This is a genomic window from Cytobacillus solani, from assembly GCF_006704205.1.
Lineage (GTDB): Bacteria > Bacillota > Bacilli > Bacillales > Cytobacillaceae > Cytobacillus > Cytobacillus solani.
Genome location: NZ_CP041305.1, coordinates 4,961,203 through 4,977,549, shown reverse-complemented (window position 1 = coordinate 4,977,549; position 16,347 = coordinate 4,961,203). Strand labels below are relative to the sequence as shown.

Below are 16,347 nucleotides of genomic sequence, written 5' to 3'. Positions count from 1 at the left end.
CGCGGACGGTGTGTTAAATGAAAAGAAATAAAAAGGAACGGCAGGCATTATTAAGCACAACAATAAAGGAGAATCCTTTTGTTACGGACGAAGAGCTTGCGGAAAAGTTTATGGTTAGTGTCCAAACCATTCGCTTAGACCGGCTTGAGCTATCTATCCCTGAATTGCGCGAACGTATAAAAAATGTCGCTGAAAAAAGATTTGATGATGAAGTTCGTGCATTGCCGATAGAAGAAATAATCGGTGAAATTATAGATATAGAGCTAGATAAAACAGCAATATCCATCCTGGATATTAAAGAAGAGCATGTTTTTAGAAGAAACAAGATTGCCAGAGGTCATCACTTATTTGCTCAGGCAAATTCGCTTGCGGTTGCGCTAATGAATGATGAACTTGCATTAACTGCCAAAGCAAATATCCAATTTACCCGCTCTGTAAAACAAAATGAAAGGGTAATTGCGAAGGCAAGGGTAGTCAACATAGATACAGAAAAGGGAAGAACGATTGTAGAAGTGACTAGCTTTGTTAATAATGAACTTGTCTTTAAAGGTGAATTTGATATGTTCCGTTCTGAAGCAGGACACAGGTCTTAGATTTTCCTTCAAATTAATAACAAAGGAAGTTATAGATATATGAAAATAGCAATTGATGCAATGGGCGGTGACCATGCACCAATGGAAATTGTTCTTGGTGCAATGAAAGCGATAAGTGAATATAAAGATATTCACATTACCCTTGTTGGAGACGAATCAAAAATAAAACAATATTTAACATCCGATGAACGAATTGAAATTTTACATACAGATGAAGTCATTTTGCCAACGGATGAACCTGTTAGAGCAGTACGGCGAAAGAAGACAGCTTCTATGGTTCTTGCTGCTCAGCAGGTAGCAGATGGTAAAGCAGATGCATGTATTTCAGCTGGGAATACAGGAGCTTTAATGGCTGCAGGTCTTTTTGTCGTCGGACGGATAGAAGGAATTGAACGGCCAGCATTATCACCGACATTACCAACAATCGGTGGAGAGGGATTTTTACTTCTTGATGTAGGTGCAAACGTGGATGCGAAGCCAGAGCATCTGCTGCAATACGCGATTATGGGCTCCATTTATGCTGAAAAGGTTCGTGGGGTATCTAATCCAAGAATTGGTCTATTGAACATCGGAACGGAAGAGAAAAAGGGAAATGAGCTAGCTAAGGATACCTTTGAACTGTTAAAGCAAGCAAATATTCATTTTATTGGCAATGTGGAAGCACGTGATTTGCTGGATGGAGTGGCAGATGTCGTAGTGACAGATGGCTTTACTGGAAATATGGTCCTTAAAACGATCGAAGGGACAGCACTATCAGTTTTTAAAATGATGAAAACAGCACTTACTAGCAGCTTAAAAAGCAAAATGGCTGCAGCTGTTCTGAAACCAGATCTTGCTCAATTAAAATCAAAAATGGATTATTCAGAGTATGGCGGTGCAGGGTTGTTTGGCTTAAAGGCACCAGTTATTAAAGCACATGGTTCATCTGATGCGAATGCATTATATAGTGCGGTAAAACAAACAAGAAACATGGTTGAAAACGCAGTGTCTCAAACGATCAAAGAAGCAGTAGAAAAGGAAGCTTCAAAATAAATTTGAAAAAGGAGAGTTGAAATGGGAAAAATAGCATTTCTATTTCCGGGACAAGGTTCACAAATTGTTGGAATGGGCAAATCTTTAGCTGAAATGGATGAAACGGTTAAGTCTATCTTCGATAAAGCAGACGATAGACTAAAATTTCCGCTCTCTGCCCTTATTTTTGAAGGTCCGCAGGAAGAGCTGACATTAACAACAAATGCGCAGCCAGCCCTTTTAACGACTAGTATTGCGATCCTGGAGTATTTTAAACAATCTGGAATTCAACCAGATTATGTTGCAGGACATAGTCTTGGTGAATATACGGCACTTGTTGCTGCAGGGGCATTTTCTTTTGAGGATGGCGTGTATGCTGTTCGAAAAAGAGGCGAATTTATGGAAGAGGCAGTTCCAAATGGAGAAGGATCAATGGCGGCTGTTTTAGGACTTGACCGTGACAATCTGGCTGGTGTTACGTCAGAAATTACTAATGAGGGACACCCTGTTCAATTAGCCAATTTAAATTGCCCTGGCCAGATTGTTATCTCTGGTTCAAAAAAAGGGGTCGAATTTGCATCAGTAAAAGCAAAGGAAGCAGGAGCCAAGCGGGTAATGCCTTTGGTTGTAAGTGGTCCTTTTCATTCAGAGCTAATGAAGCCTGCTGCTGAAAAATTTAAAGGCATCCTTAACGAAATTTCTGTAAATGATGCAAACATTCCAGTAATTGCAAACGTTTCTGCTACTGAAATGTCTTCATCAGCTGAGATAAAAAGCCGATTAATTGAACAATTATATTCCCCTGTTTTATGGGAAGATTCTATTCAAAAAATGATTTCCCTAGGTGTCGATACATTTATTGAAATTGGACCAGGGAAGGTTCTTTCTGGCTTAGTAAAGAAAATCGATAAAAAGGTGCGAATTTATGCTGTTTCGGATAAAGAAACCTGTATTGAGGTTATTGAGTCTTTAAAGGAGGAAAGTCAATGAAGCTAGAGAGGAAAATTGCTCTTGTAACTGGTGCTTCTCGCGGAATTGGAAGAGAAATTGCACTAGGTCTTGCGAAGCAAGGAGCAGACGTTGTTGTTAATTATTCAGGCAGCGAGGATAGGGCAAATCAAGTAGTCGCTGAAATTAAAGAGCTAGGGAGAAATGCTATCGCTGTTCAATGCGATGTTTCGAATAGCGAGTCTGTAGCTAATATGGTAAAGGCTACAATAGACACTTTTGGAAAGCTTGATATTCTAGTCAATAATGCTGGAATTACGAAAGACAATCTTCTTATGAGAATGAAAGAGGAAGAATGGGATGATGTAATCAATATCAACCTAAAAGGCGTCTTTCTTTGTACAAAAGCAGTTACAAGACAAATGATGAAGCAGCGCAGTGGACGAATTATTAATATTTCATCCATCGTAGGCGTAAGCGGGAACCCGGGTCAAGCGAATTATGTTGCTGCAAAATCTGGTGTAATTGGACTTACAAAGACTACGGCGAAGGAACTTTCATCACGCGGAATAACGGTTAATGCAATTGCACCAGGATTTATTACGACTGATATGACAGATAAGCTAACTGAGGACGTAAAGGATCAAATGCTAAAGCAAATTCCATTAGCTAGATTCGGTGAGCCAGAAGATATTGCGAATGTTGTTGTATTTCTAGCATCTGAAGACAGCAAATATATGACAGGGCAAACCCTTCATGTTGATGGCGGAATGGTGATGTAAGGACAGAATTAAAATGCTGGTCAAATTTGTTAAACATTTGCTTTATAAAATTGATTATGGAGCATTTATTAATTGTTAAAAATACTCTATAATGTCTTGAGGGGAGGTGAATAAGTATGGCAGATGTATTAGAACGCGTAACGAAGATTATCGTAGACCGTCTTGGTGTTGAAGAATCAGAGGTTAAGCTTGAAGCTTCATTTAAAGATGATCTTGGCGCTGATTCCCTTGATGTTGTAGAATTAGTAATGGAATTAGAAGATGAGTTTGATATGGAAATCTCTGATGATGACGCTGAAAAGATTGCAACAGTTGGTGATGCTGTTAACTACATACAAGCGAAACAATAATCTAGGGATACAATTAAACTTTTTCAGTGAGGGCTACATGCCCTCACTGCACTAAAAAATTCGTATTTCCTGTCCATTATTACCTAGGTTATTTTTTAGGTAATTGTGGACAGTAAATACGGTATTCTTAAAGCTCCGTTTCGAAACGGGGCTTTATTCTGTGAAAACGGGAATAGCTATTGATAGAAAACAATTTAATAACTAACAAGGGTGAAACAATATGCACAATAATGGGAAAGACAAAGAAAAACGCATTTTTCGTTCAACAGATAAGCAATTTAAAGAATTTCAGAATAAGCTAGGAATCCAATTTCGAAATGAAAAACTGCTAAAGCAAGCGTTCACCCATTCATCGTATGTAAATGAGCATCGCCGTAAACCACATGAAGACAATGAAAGACTAGAATTTTTAGGTGATGCGGTTCTTGAGTTAACTGTTTCCCATTTTCTATTCCTTAAATATCCAATGATGAGTGAAGGAGAATTAACAAAATTAAGGGCTGCTGTTGTATGTGAGCCTTCGTTAGTAGCATTTGCACATGACTTGTCGTTTGGGACATTAATTCTTTTAGGGAAAGGTGAGGAAATGACTGGGGGGAGAGAAAGACCTGCCCTGCTTGCTGATGTATTTGAAGCCTTTATTGGTGCTTTGTATTTGGATCAAGGGCTGCAAACTGTTATTCGTTTTCTCGAAAAAGTTGTCTTTCCGAAAATTGATTCGGGAGCATTTTCGCATGTGATGGATTTTAAAAGCCAGCTTCAAGAGCTCATTCAACGGGATGGCACTGGTTTGATTGAATATAAAATTTTACAAGAAAAAGGCCCTGCACATAATCGTGAATTTGTATCAAGAGTATCAATGAATGGAAAAGAATTAGGGATTGGTACAGGCAGGTCGAAGAAAGAAGCAGAGCAGCACGCTGCCCAGATGGCACTTGAGGTGTTAAAAAGTCATACGTAAAAACAAAAGTACTAGGGAGGTAATGCCCTGGAGTGAGGGGGAGCAGCAGTTGTTTTTAAAACGGTTAGATGTTGTCGGATTTAAGTCGTTTGCTGAGAGAATCATGGTTGATTTTGTTCCCGGTGTCACAGCAGTTGTGGGACCGAATGGAAGCGGGAAAAGCAATATTACTGATGCGATCCGCTGGGTATTGGGGGAGCAATCAGCCAAATCTTTGCGCGGTGCAAAAATGGAAGATATTATTTTTTCTGGGAGCGATTCGCGTAAAGCACTGAACTTTGCAGAAGTTACGCTCACCTTAGATAACGAGGATCAGCGTCTGCCCATTGATTATAATGAAGTGAGCGTGACAAGAAGAGTTTATCGTTCAGGAGAAAGTGATTTTTTAATAAATAAACAGTCATGCCGGTTAAAAGATATTGTTGATTTATTTATGGACTCTGGTTTAGGAAGAGAAGCTTTTTCCATCATAAGTCAAGGAAGAGTGGAAGAGATTCTTAACAGTAAGGCCGAAGAGCGAAGAACCATTTTTGAAGAAGCAGCTGGGGTCCTTAAATATAAGACAAGAAAGAAGAAAGCAGAGGGAAAGCTTTCTGAAACGCAAGAGAATTTAAACCGTGTGAATGACATTGTGTATGAATTAGAAACTCAAGTAGAACCATTGAAAATACAGGCATCCATTGCAAAGGATTATTTAGAACATAAGGAAGAACTAGAAAAAATAGAAGTGGCACTTACTGTTTTCGAAATTGAGGATTTACATTCAAAATGGGAGAAACTTTCGAGGGAATTAGAACTTCACAAGCAAAATGAAATAAAGCATTCAGCAACACTGCAAAGCAAGGAAGCAAAAATTGAAGAATTAAGAGATCATGCACTAGCAATTGATGAATCAATTAATGATTTACAGAATGTTCTGCTCCATGCAAGTGAGGAGCTTGAAAAGCTTGAAGGAAGAAAAGAAGTTCTTAAAGAAAGAAAGAAAAATGCCTCTCAGAATAAAGATCAGCTTCATCGAAGTCTAGAAGAATTGACAGATAAAGATTTGGAATTGACGAAAGAAAAAGAAAAACAATCACACTTATTATTAGAAATAGAACAAGCTGCCTCTATGCTGCAAAAGGAATTAAAGAAAAAGCAGGATCAGCTTAAATTGTTTAGCGAGAATACAGAGGAAAAGATTGAAACACTTAAAAGTGACTACATTGAAGTTTTAAGTAAACAAGCGGCAGCTAAAAATGAACTGCAAAACATTGAACAGCAGGAAGATCAATTGGGTTATCGGACATCCAGGCTTGAAAAAGACAATGAAGCGTTCATTCAAACGCGGATAGCAATCATTGAAAAGAAGGAAACTGTTCAATCTCACCTTTTAAATGTTCAGAATGAATTGGACGAGCAAGTAAAGAAATATAGAGATGTACAAAGAAGGCTGGAAGCGGCAAAAAATAATTACCAAAAACAAGAAACAACTCTTTATCAGGCTTATCAATATTTACAAAAGGCAAAATCCAGACAAGAAATGCTTGCGGAAATGGAAGATGAATATTCAGGCTTCTTTCAAGGTGTAAAAGAGGTTCTTAAGGCACGCGGTAGCAAACTAAACGGAATCGAAGGGGCCGTTGCTGAATTAATTCAAGTACCGAAGGATTATGAAACGGCCATTGAAACAGCCTTAGGAGGAGCAACACAGCACATCGTTGTTGAATCCGAAAAGGATGGCAGGGATGCAATCCAATACTTGAAAAAAAATTCTTATGGAAGAGCCACATTCCTTCCTCTTAATGTAATAAAAGGAAAGACCATAAACCCTAGCCAACTTCAGTCTATTCAACATCATCCTTCATACATTGGTGTTGCCGCAAAATTAATTGAAACGGATCCAAAGTACAATGAAACCATTCATAATTTGCTTGGGAATGTAGTGATAACGAAAGATTTACCAGGTGCAAATGAACTGGCGAAGATCCTTCAGTATCGTGTGCGACTCGTCACACTTGATGGGGATGTGGTTAATCCTGGTGGGTCGATGACAGGGGGAGCCTTAAAACAAAAGACTTCCTCCATCCTTAGCAGAAAAGGCGAGCTAGAGGAATTAAAGACAAGAATTAATGACATGGAAACGAAAACGCTTAGCATGGAAGAGCAAGTGAAAATGTTAAAGTCAGATATTCAAAAGCTTGAAGAAAATCTTGAAATGCTTAGAAAAACAGGCGAAGAGCTTCGATTAAAGGAACAAGCTGTAAAGGGCGATCTTCGTGAAGTAGAATTTGAAGAAAAAAGCTTGAATGAGAGGTTATCTCTGTATGATCTTGATAAGACACAATTTTCCGAGGACAAAGAAAGATTAATAACAAGAAAGTCTGAACTCGACATGTTGCTGTCGGAAATTGAAAATCAGATAATTTCCTATGATTTAGAAATTAATAGGCTTACTAATCAGAAAAACATGCAGCAAACCTCCAAGGAAACGCTTTATACTGAAATAAATGATTTAAAAGTAAAATTTGCTTCAAAAACAGAGCAATTGAACCATGTGAAAGATAAATTCGAGGCTCTTTCCTCAGAATTGTCATTAAACAAAGAAAAGCTAGAAACCATTAAAGAGGATTTACAATTATTATCTTCAGAAATGACAAATAGCTTTTCAGGAGAACAGCAGCTTGAAGATGCAGCCCAAAGAAAGCTTCAGGATAAAACAGAAACAATTAAACTAATTTCATCGAGAAGAGAAGAACGTTTAAAGCTGCAATCTGCACTTGAAGATATAGAGCTAGAAACAAAAGAGCTCAAGAGACAGCATAAAGGGATGACTGAAGCATTAAAGGATGAAGAGGTAAAGCTGAACAGACTTGACGTTGAATTGGAAAATAGATTAACACATTTGCGCGAAGAATATTTGCTATCATTCGATGCTGCGAAGGAAGAATATCCATTGACGATTCCAGCAGATGAAGCGAGGAAAAAAGTAAAACTGATTAAATTGGCTATCGAAGAGCTTGGTACTGTGAATCTTGGCGCAATTGAAGAGTATGACCGTGTGTCTGAACGGTATGAATTTCTTCTTGAGCAAAAAAATGATCTCCAAGAAGCAAAAGATACATTATTTCAAGTAATTGACGAGATGGATACGGAAATGAAAAAACGTTTCCAAGAAACATTTGAGGGAATACGCTATCATTTTGAGACCGTTTTTTGCTCATTATTTGGCGGAGGCAGAGCCGACCTGAAATTAACGAATCCAGAAGATTTATTGAATACAGGTGTGGAGATTGTTGCTCAGCCCCCAGGAAAAAAGTTACAAAATCTTGGACTTTTGTCGGGTGGGGAACGCGCATTAACAGCTATCGCCCTGCTCTTTTCGATTTTGAAAGTGCGTCCTGTACCATTCTGCATTCTTGATGAGGTAGAAGCAGCGCTTGATGAAGCGAATGTATCCCGATTTAGCCAATACTTAAAAAGATTCAGCACAGAAACACAGTTTATTGTCATTACTCATCGGAAAGGCACGATGGAAGAGGCAGATGTATTATATGGAGTAACGATGCAGGAATCAGGCGTTTCTAAATTAGTTTCTGTTCGTTTGGAAGAAACGAAGGAGTTAGTTACCCAATAAAAGGAAGTGAAAACATGAGTTTTTTTAAGAAATTAAAAGAAAAAATTACGAAGCAAACAGATAGTGTAACAGAAAAGTTTAAAGATGGATTAGCGAAAACACGGGATAACTTTTCTGGAAAGGTAAATGATCTAGTAGCGAGATATCGCAAAGTAGATGAGGATTTCTTTGAAGAGCTAGAGGAAATCTTAATCCAGGCAGATGTGGGCTTTGATACTGTTATGAAGCTTGTGGAAGAATTAAAAATGGAAGTAAAGCGCAAGAACATCCAAGATCCGCAAGAGGTTCAAAGTGTGATCTCAGAAAAGCTTGTTGAAATTTATGAAGCAGGCGGGGAAGGTTCTGCTGAATTAAATATGCAAGATGACGCCTTAACTGTTATTCTATTTGTTGGTGTGAACGGTGTAGGAAAAACAACTACAATTGGAAAGCTTGCCCATAAATTTAAGAATGAAGGAAAAAAGGTTTTGTTAGCTGCTGGTGATACGTTCCGTGCTGGTGCGATCGAACAGCTTGAGGTATGGGGAGAAAGAGTAGGTGTTGATGTCATTAAACAAGGTGCCGGGTCAGATCCTGCTGCTGTTATGTTTGATGCCGTACAAGCTGCCAAATCCCGTCATGCAGATATCCTTATTTGTGATACAGCTGGTCGATTGCAAAACAAAGTGAACCTAATGAAAGAGCTAGAAAAAGTGAAGCGCGTCATTGAACGTGAAATTCCGGGTGCACCGCATGAGGTATTATTGGTTCTTGATGCAACAACAGGTCAAAATGCAATGATCCAAGCCAAAACCTTTAAGGAAGCAACAGATGTGAGCGGAATTGTATTGACAAAGCTAGATGGGACAGCAAAAGGTGGAATTGTTCTTGCTATTAGAAATGAGCTAAACATTCCAGTAAAATTTGTTGGTCTCGGTGAGAAAATGGATGATCTACAGGAATTTAATGCGGAACAATATGTATATGGGTTATTTGCAGACTTAGTTGAAGAGGAAGCATAAAAAATAAAGAAATGTAAGCAGCTGGACCGATGGTCCAGCTGCTTTTATATTCACAAAAGTAGGGGGATGGGAATAGATCTACGTCTCACTTGAACTTTCCTAGGAGGAAATCGAGAACGAACCTTAAAACGAAAGCATATTATTTATTGACTGATTACTAATAGCCAGGCGGGGACTATGAAGCATTAATTTTCAATGACTGTTTTTAATTTTATTAAAATGGGCTAGTTAAGAAGCTTCTCATAGAAGGTAAAAGAAAAAAGGCAAAGACAGAGAAAATGATTACACTTGAAGAACGGCCAAAATGACTATTGGAAGCAAGAAATCATAAGAACTGTCTCCTATATATTTCTATTTGAATAGCTGCGGCACCTAGGGCTATAGGTCATAACCCAAGTATTTGATGGGAAGAAAAGAACTTCTCTCCACCTATTCGTCTGATGATTGTTTGGGGTAAGCAAGTCGCTTCCGCTTTTCTAGTTGACATGTGTAGTGCTTCTGGGTAAACTTACTATTGTAAAGGCTTTTCACTTAACAAGGGGGAGTAGGGATGTTAGAAAAGACAACGAGAATGAATTATCTTTACGATTTTTATCAATCGTTGTTGACTCCAAAGCAGCGAAGCTATATGTCCCTTTATTACTTGGATGATTTTTCACTTGGAGAGATTGCTGAGGAATATGATGTAAGTAGACAAGCGGTTTATGACAATATTAAACGAACTGAAGCAATGCTTGAAGAGTATGAAGAAAAGCTGTTATTATTTCAGAAATTTCAAGAGCGGAGCAAGCTGCTTGTCAAAATGAAGGAAATGCTTAAGGGAGACAATCCTATAAACGAAACGATTATTGAGACTGTAGCTGAGCTTGAGAAATTAGATTAGGAGGCGGCAAGATGGCATTTGAAGGATTAGCCGACCGACTGCAGAATACAATCCAGAAGATCCGCGGCAAGGGAAAGATTAATGAATCAGATGTAAAAGACATGATGCGTGAAGTTCGACTTGCACTATTAGAGGCGGATGTTAACTTTAAGGTCGTCAAAGAGTTTGTTAAAAAGGTCAGTGAACGAGCTGTCGGCCAAGAAGTTCTCAAGAGCTTAACGCCTGGGCAGCAGGTTATTAAGGTTGTTAAGGAAGAACTTACCGAGTTAATGGGTGGAGAGCAAAGTAAAATTGCTGTTTCTAACCGACCGCCAACCGTGATTATGATGGTTGGTTTACAAGGTGCTGGTAAAACAACAACAACCGGTAAGCTAGCTAATTTGCTTAGAAAAAAATACAACCGTAATCCTATGCTAGTTGCAGCAGATATCTATCGTCCGGCTGCGATTAAACAGCTTGAAACGCTAGGGAAACAACTGAGTATGCCAGTTTTCTCACTTGGTGACCAGGTAAGCCCAGTTGAAATTGCAAAACAAGCAATTGCAAAAGCAAAAGAAGATCATAATGATTATGTCCTTATTGATACGGCTGGCCGTTTACATGTGGATGAAGCATTAATGGACGAGCTTAAGCAAATTAAAGAGCTTTCTAAGCCGGATGAAATCTTTCTTGTTGTTGATGCAATGACTGGTCAAGATGCTGTTAATGTGGCAAAAAGCTTCAATGAACAGCTTGGATTGACAGGTGTTGTGCTGACAAAACTTGATGGTGATACCCGCGGAGGAGCAGCGCTATCAATCCGTGCCGTAACAGAAACACCGATAAAATTTGTCGGTCTTGGGGAAAAGCTAGATGCACTTGAAGCCTTTCATCCAGAACGGATGGCCTCACGCATATTAGGGATGGGCGATGTTCTGACATTAATTGAGAAGGCTCAGGCAAATGTGGATGAAGAAAAAGCAAAGGAAATGCAGCAAAAGTTTCGAACTGCTTCCTTCACATTTGATGATTTCTTAGAACAATTAGGTCAGGTTCGCAGTATGGGACCGCTTGATGAGCTCTTGAAAATGATGCCAGGGGCGAACAAAATTAAAGGCTTGAACAATCTCCAAGTTGATGAAAAGCAAATTACACATGTGGAAGCGATCATTAAATCGATGACAAAGGATGAAAAAATACATCCGGAAACGATTAATGCTAGCCGCCGTAAACGGATTGCTAAGGGAAGCGGTACAACCGTTCCTGAAGTAAATCGTTTACTTAAACAATTTGAAGATATGAAAAAAATGATGAAACAAATGACAGGCGGCTCACCAAAAGGAAAGAAAAAAGGCGGATTTAAGCTGCCATTTAATCCTTTTTAGGTGAAAAAGAAAAATTTTTTTGAACTGTAAAGAAAAAAACCTTTACAAACTATTTAGGAATCTGATAATATACTATCTTGTGTGAAACTATTCGGAGGTGCTTTAATAATGGCAGTAAAAATTCGTTTAAAACGTATGGGAGCTAATAAATCTCCTTTCTATCGTATCGTAGTAGCTGATTCTCGTTCACCACGTGATGGACGTTTCATTGAAACAGTAGGAACTTACAATCCGGTTGCACAACCAGCAATTGTTGAAATCAATGAAGAGTTAGCTCTTAAATGGCTTCAAACTGGTGCGAAGCCATCAGATACAGTTCGTAACCTTTTCTCTAAACAAGGCATTATGGAAAAATTCCATAACGCAAAAAACGGTAAGTAATTCATAAACAAATGAAAGAACTTATCGAAATGATTGTGAAGCCCCTTGTTGATTTTCCAGAAGATGTTCAAGTAAAGGTTCTAGAAGATGAAAATCGCGTGACCTATCAGCTTTCTGTCAACAAGACTGACATGGGGAAAGTAATCGGGAAGCAAGGGCGCGTTGCGAAAGCAATTCGAACTGTTGTCTATGCAGCAGGATCTTCACAACAGAAGAAAATCTTCTTAGAGATTAGTGAATAAGAAATGCGAAAGCGCCTTGGTCAGCCCCGACAAGCATAAGACGAGCTGGCGAGAAGGTTGTACTTTAACCTTCTTGGCAGATTGGCTTATGACCTCGAGAGGCTAGGCGCTGTAGCTGGACAATAAGAAATGCGAAAGAAAGGAGGGTTCATACCCTCCTTTTTTTCCAATTATCAAAGGTTTTCATTTGCAATTAACGAAAGCTAGAACACGATCACAGCCCTTGGGAGGCGTTGATGAGTTGAAAATACTTCAATCTGTCGTGGTAAAGCAAGTTCTTACAGAGAAAAGCAAATTAGCGCTGCTAGAAGGCTATGAGAAAAATAAACAACAGCTGAAAAAAGAGTGCGAACAGCTTCGATTTGAATTAAAAAAACTAGAAAAAACGAAAAAATATCAGCCAAACAACATAAAACTACACTTCGAACAAGAAATCCAAAAACGTGAAGAAAAAGTAAAGCTGCTGGATTTTCAAATTGAACAATTACATATACTACCATTGGGTAGCGAGTTGAAAGAAAAGGAAGTAAAGGCAATTATCGAAATAGAAGTAGGCGATCGCTGGGAAGCTGTGCAAAGTGAAAAGACGATCATTATAAAAGATGGCATCATTGACGAAATACGTTAGAGGTGAAATACGGAATGGAAAAATGGTTTAATGTTGGTAAAATCGTGAATACCCATGGAATTAAAGGAGAAGCACGCGTAATTTCAAAAACAGATTTTGCTGATGAGCGATATAAGCCTGGAAATAAATTAACATTGTTTATGCCTGACTCGAATGCACCCATAGAGCTAATAATCAAGTCACATCGAACACATAAGTCATTTGATTTACTTACCTTTGAAGGATATGAAAATATGAATGATATTGAAAAAATGAAGGGTGGCTTATTAAAGGTATCGGAAGACCAGCTCGGTCAGCTTGATGAGGATGAATTTTACTACCATGAAATCATTGGCTGTACAGTTTCAACACTTGAAGGGGAGGAACTCGGAAAAATCCGTGAAATTCTCTCGCCTGGTGCTAATGATGTATGGGTGATTAAAGGCAAAGACGGGAAAGACATTTTAATTCCCTATATAGAAGATGTAGTGAAGAAAGTAGATGTAAAGGCAAAGAATGTAATCATTGATCCGATTGATGGGCTGCTGTCATGATGAAAATTGACGTCCTTACCCTCTTTCCGGAAATGTTCGATGGAGTACTTGGGTCATCAATATTAAAAAGAGCGGCGGAAAATCAAGCGGTAGAATATAACGTAGTGAATTTTAGAGCGTATGCTGATAATAAACATCAGACGGTTGATGACTACCCATACGGAGGGGGCGCTGGCATGGTATTAAAGCCTCAGCCCATTTTTGATGCTGTTGCCAATTTACGTGAAAACAGTGCTTCAGCCCCTCGGGTGATTCTCCTTTGTCCGCAAGGGGAGAAATATACCCAAAAAAAAGCAGAAGAGCTCGCCGATTTAGATCACCTTATTTTTGTTTGTGGTCATTATGAGGGTTATGATGAAAGAATTCGGGAGCATGTTGTGACCGATGAAATTTCTATTGGCGATTTTGTGCTAACAGGGGGAGAACTTGGTGCAATGGTCGTCATTGATAGCGTCGTTCGCCTCCTGCCTGGTGTGCTAGGAAAGGAAGAATCTCACTTAAGTGACTCGTTTAGTACTGGTCTGTTAGAACATCCTCATTATACACGTCCAGCAGACTTCAGAGGAATGAAGGTTCCTGACGTTCTTATTTCTGGCAATCATCGCCTTATTGATGAATGGCGGACGAAGGAATCATTAAGAAGGACTGTGCTAAGAAGGCCGGATTTACTTGAACATATAGAATTATCTCCGGTACAGAAAAAATGGCTGGAAGAAATCAAAAAAGAGAATAAATAGCATTGAAGTTGATTGCCAAGTATGGTACAATACTTTTTGTGACTTAGGCTGAAGACTTCAGTTTTTGTCTTATAAAGATGTTCCGCTGCAATTGGAAGAAATGATGTGCAAGAGCATCTGTTGGAAGGAGTTGAAAACGATGCATAAATTAATCGAAGAGATCACAAAAGAACAACTTCGTACGGACCTTCCTGCTTTCCGTCCTGGTGATACTGTACGTGTACACGTAAGTATTGTTGAGGGAACACGTGAGCGTATTCAGGTGTATGAAGGAGTTGTGATTAAGCGTCGTGGTGGTGGAATCAGCGAAACTTTCACAGTTCGTAAGATTTCTTACGGTGTAGGCGTAGAGCGTACATTCCCTGTACACACACCAAAGATTGCGAAGCTTGAAGTTATCCGCCGCGGTAAAGTACGCCGTGCGAAACTTTACTACCTACGTAACCTACGTGGTAAAAAAGCTCGTATTAAAGAAATTCGATAATAAGAAAAGCGGAAAGGAGCTTGTTCAACAAGCTCCTTTTTCTTAGCAAATAAATTAACACATTTGATCAATAATAAATATATAAGGCTCCCATCCTGATTTTTCAGGGAGATTTTTGTAATATATAATAGAGGAATAAAGCGATCCAATTAAAAGCGAATTGTTTTTGGATGGATATTTTTACAAGAGAATGGTGGGGAAATAATGGCTAAGAAGAAAAATGAACTGTGGGAATGGACAAAGGCACTTATTATTGCGGTATTGTTAGCGGCAGTAATCCGATACTTTTTATTTGCACCAATAGTAGTCGATGGATTGTCGATGATGCCTACGTTGCATGATCAGGATCGAATGATTGTGAATAAGTTCAGTTATAAAATCGGCAAGCCTGAACGGTTCGATATCATTGTTTTTCATGCACCCGAAAATAAAGATTACATAAAGAGAGTCATTGGTCTCCCAGGTGATCGAATCGAGTATAAAGATGACACGCTTTTTGTGAATGGAAAAGCATATGAAGAACCATACCTTGATGAATACAAAAAACAAGTAATTGATGGACCGTTAACTGAACCATTTACTCTTGAAGAAAAAATAGGATCGGAAACTGTTCCTGAAGGTCATCTTTTCGTTATGGGTGATAATCGCAGATACAGTAAGGATAGCCGACATATTGGGGCGGTTCCAATGGAAAAAGTACTAGGGAATACAGGGATTATTTATTGGCCAATAGAAGATATTCGTATTGTAAAATAAACGATGAGAAAGCAATCAGTTTAAGACTGTTTGCTTCTCATCAACCTCTCATCTCTCTCCTCAATAAGTATCATTATTCATCATTAAGAATTTCAAAATTTTAAAAATGGAGGTGGCAGCCTTGACCATTCAATGGTTTCCGGGTCACATGGCGAAAGCCCGCAGACAGGTAACAGAAAAACTAAAGCTTGTAGACATCATCTTTGAACTTGTCGATGCTAGAATTCCATATTCCTCTCGAAATCCAATGATTGATGAAATCATTCAACATAAACCAAGATTAGTTCTTCTTAATAAAGCGGACATGGCTGATAAAGAAGCGACAAAGCAATGGATTAAATATTTCAAAGAGAAAGGGATAAAGGCACTTGCGATAAACTCTCAAGCAGGACAAGGGATGAAGGAAATTGTTGCTGCATCTGAGGAGATACTGCAGGAGAAATTTGACCGCATGAGAGCGAAGGGTGTCAGACCTAGAGCGATACGGGCGATGATCGTAGGTATTCCAAACGCAGGAAAATCCACGTTAATTAACAGACTAGCCAAGAAAAATATTGCTAAAACAGGAAATATGCCTGGAGTAACAAAAGCACAACAGTGGATTAAAGTTGGGAAGGAACTAGAATTACTTGATACACCAGGAATTTTATGGCCGAAATTCGAAGATCAAGAAGTCGGCTTAAAATTGGCCCTTACGGGTGCAATAAAGGATACAATTTTAAACCTACAAGATATCGCTGTTTTTGCTCTTCGTTTTCTGGAAAACAAATATCCTGATCGATTGAAAGAGCGATTTCAAATTGAAGTCATTCCTGAAGACATTGTAGAATTGTTCGATGCAATTGGAAAGTCGAGGGGATGCCTCATGGGACGCGGCGAAATCGATTATGATAAAGTAACAGAACTGGTGATTAGAGAATTTCGCTCAGAGAAATTAGGAGCCATTACCTTGGAGCGCCCTGAGGACTTATTAGAATTATCCAATGAGCAATAAATACAATCTAGTACTTAAGGCCTTCTCCTTATAGAAGGCCTTCATTTTTTTTCCTAAACGCCGATACATAGGTTATAAGAAAA

General features: G+C 38.8%; 18 protein-coding genes. All 18 read left to right on the top strand.

Features of this window, described 5'->3' with window-relative positions; genetic code table 11:
* The first annotated feature begins 17 nt into the window (after positions 1-17).
* The gene (gene fapR / locus FI644_RS25005; RefSeq protein WP_053475629.1) at positions 18-593 is read left to right on the top strand and encodes a transcription factor FapR; all 576 of its coding nucleotides are present in this window, start codon (positions 18-20) and stop codon (positions 591-593) included.
* A gap of 39 nt (positions 594-632) precedes the next feature.
* A complete protein-coding gene (gene plsX, locus FI644_RS25000) occupies positions 633-1,625 on the top strand; it encodes a phosphate acyltransferase PlsX (RefSeq protein WP_053475630.1) in 993 nt (330 codons plus the stop codon).
* 21 nt (positions 1,626-1,646) lie between these two features.
* Positions 1,647-2,594 (top strand): ACP S-malonyltransferase, encoded by a 948-nt coding sequence (fabD, locus tag FI644_RS24995; RefSeq protein WP_053475631.1) that lies wholly within the window; start codon positions 1,647-1,649, stop codon positions 2,592-2,594.
* Positions 2,591-3,334, top strand: a complete 744-nt coding sequence (fabG, locus tag FI644_RS24990) for a 3-oxoacyl-[acyl-carrier-protein] reductase (RefSeq protein ID WP_053475632.1) — start codon at positions 2,591-2,593, stop codon at positions 3,332-3,334. The genes fabD and fabG overlap by 4 nt, the downstream gene beginning before the upstream one ends.
* A gap of 116 nt (positions 3,335-3,450) precedes the next feature.
* Positions 3,451-3,684, top strand: coding sequence for an acyl carrier protein (locus tag FI644_RS24985; protein WP_053475633.1), 234 nt, complete (start codon positions 3,451-3,453; stop codon positions 3,682-3,684).
* Positions 3,685-3,904: 220 nt separating this feature from the next.
* Positions 3,905-4,645: a ribonuclease III gene (gene rnc / locus FI644_RS24980; RefSeq protein ID WP_053475634.1), complete on the top strand. Its 741-nt coding sequence runs from the start codon at positions 3,905-3,907 to the stop codon at positions 4,643-4,645.
* 49 nt (positions 4,646-4,694) lie between these two features.
* Positions 4,695-8,261 carry a chromosome segregation protein SMC gene (smc, locus tag FI644_RS24975; protein WP_053475635.1) on the top strand — a complete coding sequence of 1,189 codons (3,567 nt, stop codon included), beginning with the start codon at positions 4,695-4,697 and terminating at the stop codon, positions 8,259-8,261.
* Positions 8,262-8,275: 14 nt separating this feature from the next.
* Positions 8,276-9,262, top strand: a complete 987-nt coding sequence (gene ftsY / locus FI644_RS24970; RefSeq protein ID WP_053475636.1) for a signal recognition particle-docking protein FtsY — start codon at positions 8,276-8,278, stop codon at positions 9,260-9,262.
* A 550-nt stretch (positions 9,263-9,812) separates the two neighbouring features.
* Entirely contained in the window at positions 9,813-10,145 is a 333-nt protein-coding gene (locus tag FI644_RS24965; protein WP_053475637.1) for a putative DNA-binding protein, read from the top strand.
* Positions 10,146-10,156: 11 nt separating this feature from the next.
* Positions 10,157-11,509, top strand: coding sequence for a signal recognition particle protein (gene ffh, locus FI644_RS24960; RefSeq protein ID WP_053475638.1), 1,353 nt, complete (start codon positions 10,157-10,159; stop codon positions 11,507-11,509).
* A gap of 108 nt (positions 11,510-11,617) precedes the next feature.
* Positions 11,618-11,890 (top strand): 30S ribosomal protein S16, encoded by a 273-nt coding sequence (rpsP, locus tag FI644_RS24955; RefSeq protein WP_053475639.1) that lies wholly within the window; start codon positions 11,618-11,620, stop codon positions 11,888-11,890.
* A gap of 11 nt (positions 11,891-11,901) precedes the next feature.
* Entirely contained in the window at positions 11,902-12,132 is a 231-nt protein-coding gene (locus FI644_RS24950) for a KH domain-containing protein (RefSeq protein WP_053475640.1), read from the top strand.
* A gap of 241 nt (positions 12,133-12,373) precedes the next feature.
* Complete coding sequence (locus FI644_RS24945) at positions 12,374-12,760, top strand: YlqD family protein (RefSeq protein ID WP_056684086.1); 387 nt, start codon at positions 12,374-12,376, stop codon at positions 12,758-12,760.
* A 14-nt stretch (positions 12,761-12,774) separates the two neighbouring features.
* A complete protein-coding gene (rimM, locus tag FI644_RS24940; RefSeq protein WP_053475642.1) occupies positions 12,775-13,293 on the top strand; it encodes a ribosome maturation factor RimM in 519 nt (172 codons plus the stop codon).
* Complete coding sequence (gene trmD, locus FI644_RS24935) at positions 13,293-14,030, top strand: tRNA (guanosine(37)-N1)-methyltransferase TrmD (RefSeq protein ID WP_181758224.1); 738 nt, start codon at positions 13,293-13,295, stop codon at positions 14,028-14,030. The genes rimM and trmD overlap by 1 nt, the downstream gene beginning before the upstream one ends.
* Before the next feature lie 139 nt (positions 14,031-14,169).
* On the top strand, positions 14,170-14,514 hold the full coding sequence (rplS, locus tag FI644_RS24930) for a 50S ribosomal protein L19 (RefSeq protein ID WP_053475644.1): 345 nt from the start codon (positions 14,170-14,172) through the stop codon (positions 14,512-14,514).
* Positions 14,515-14,718: 204 nt separating this feature from the next.
* On the top strand, positions 14,719-15,270 hold the full coding sequence (lepB, locus tag FI644_RS24925) for a signal peptidase I (RefSeq protein WP_053475645.1): 552 nt from the start codon (positions 14,719-14,721) through the stop codon (positions 15,268-15,270).
* Positions 15,271-15,391: 121 nt separating this feature from the next.
* Positions 15,392-16,264 (top strand): ribosome biogenesis GTPase YlqF, encoded by an 873-nt coding sequence (ylqF, locus tag FI644_RS24920; RefSeq protein ID WP_053475646.1) that lies wholly within the window; start codon positions 15,392-15,394, stop codon positions 16,262-16,264.
* Positions 16,265-16,347: the final 83 nt, after the last annotated feature.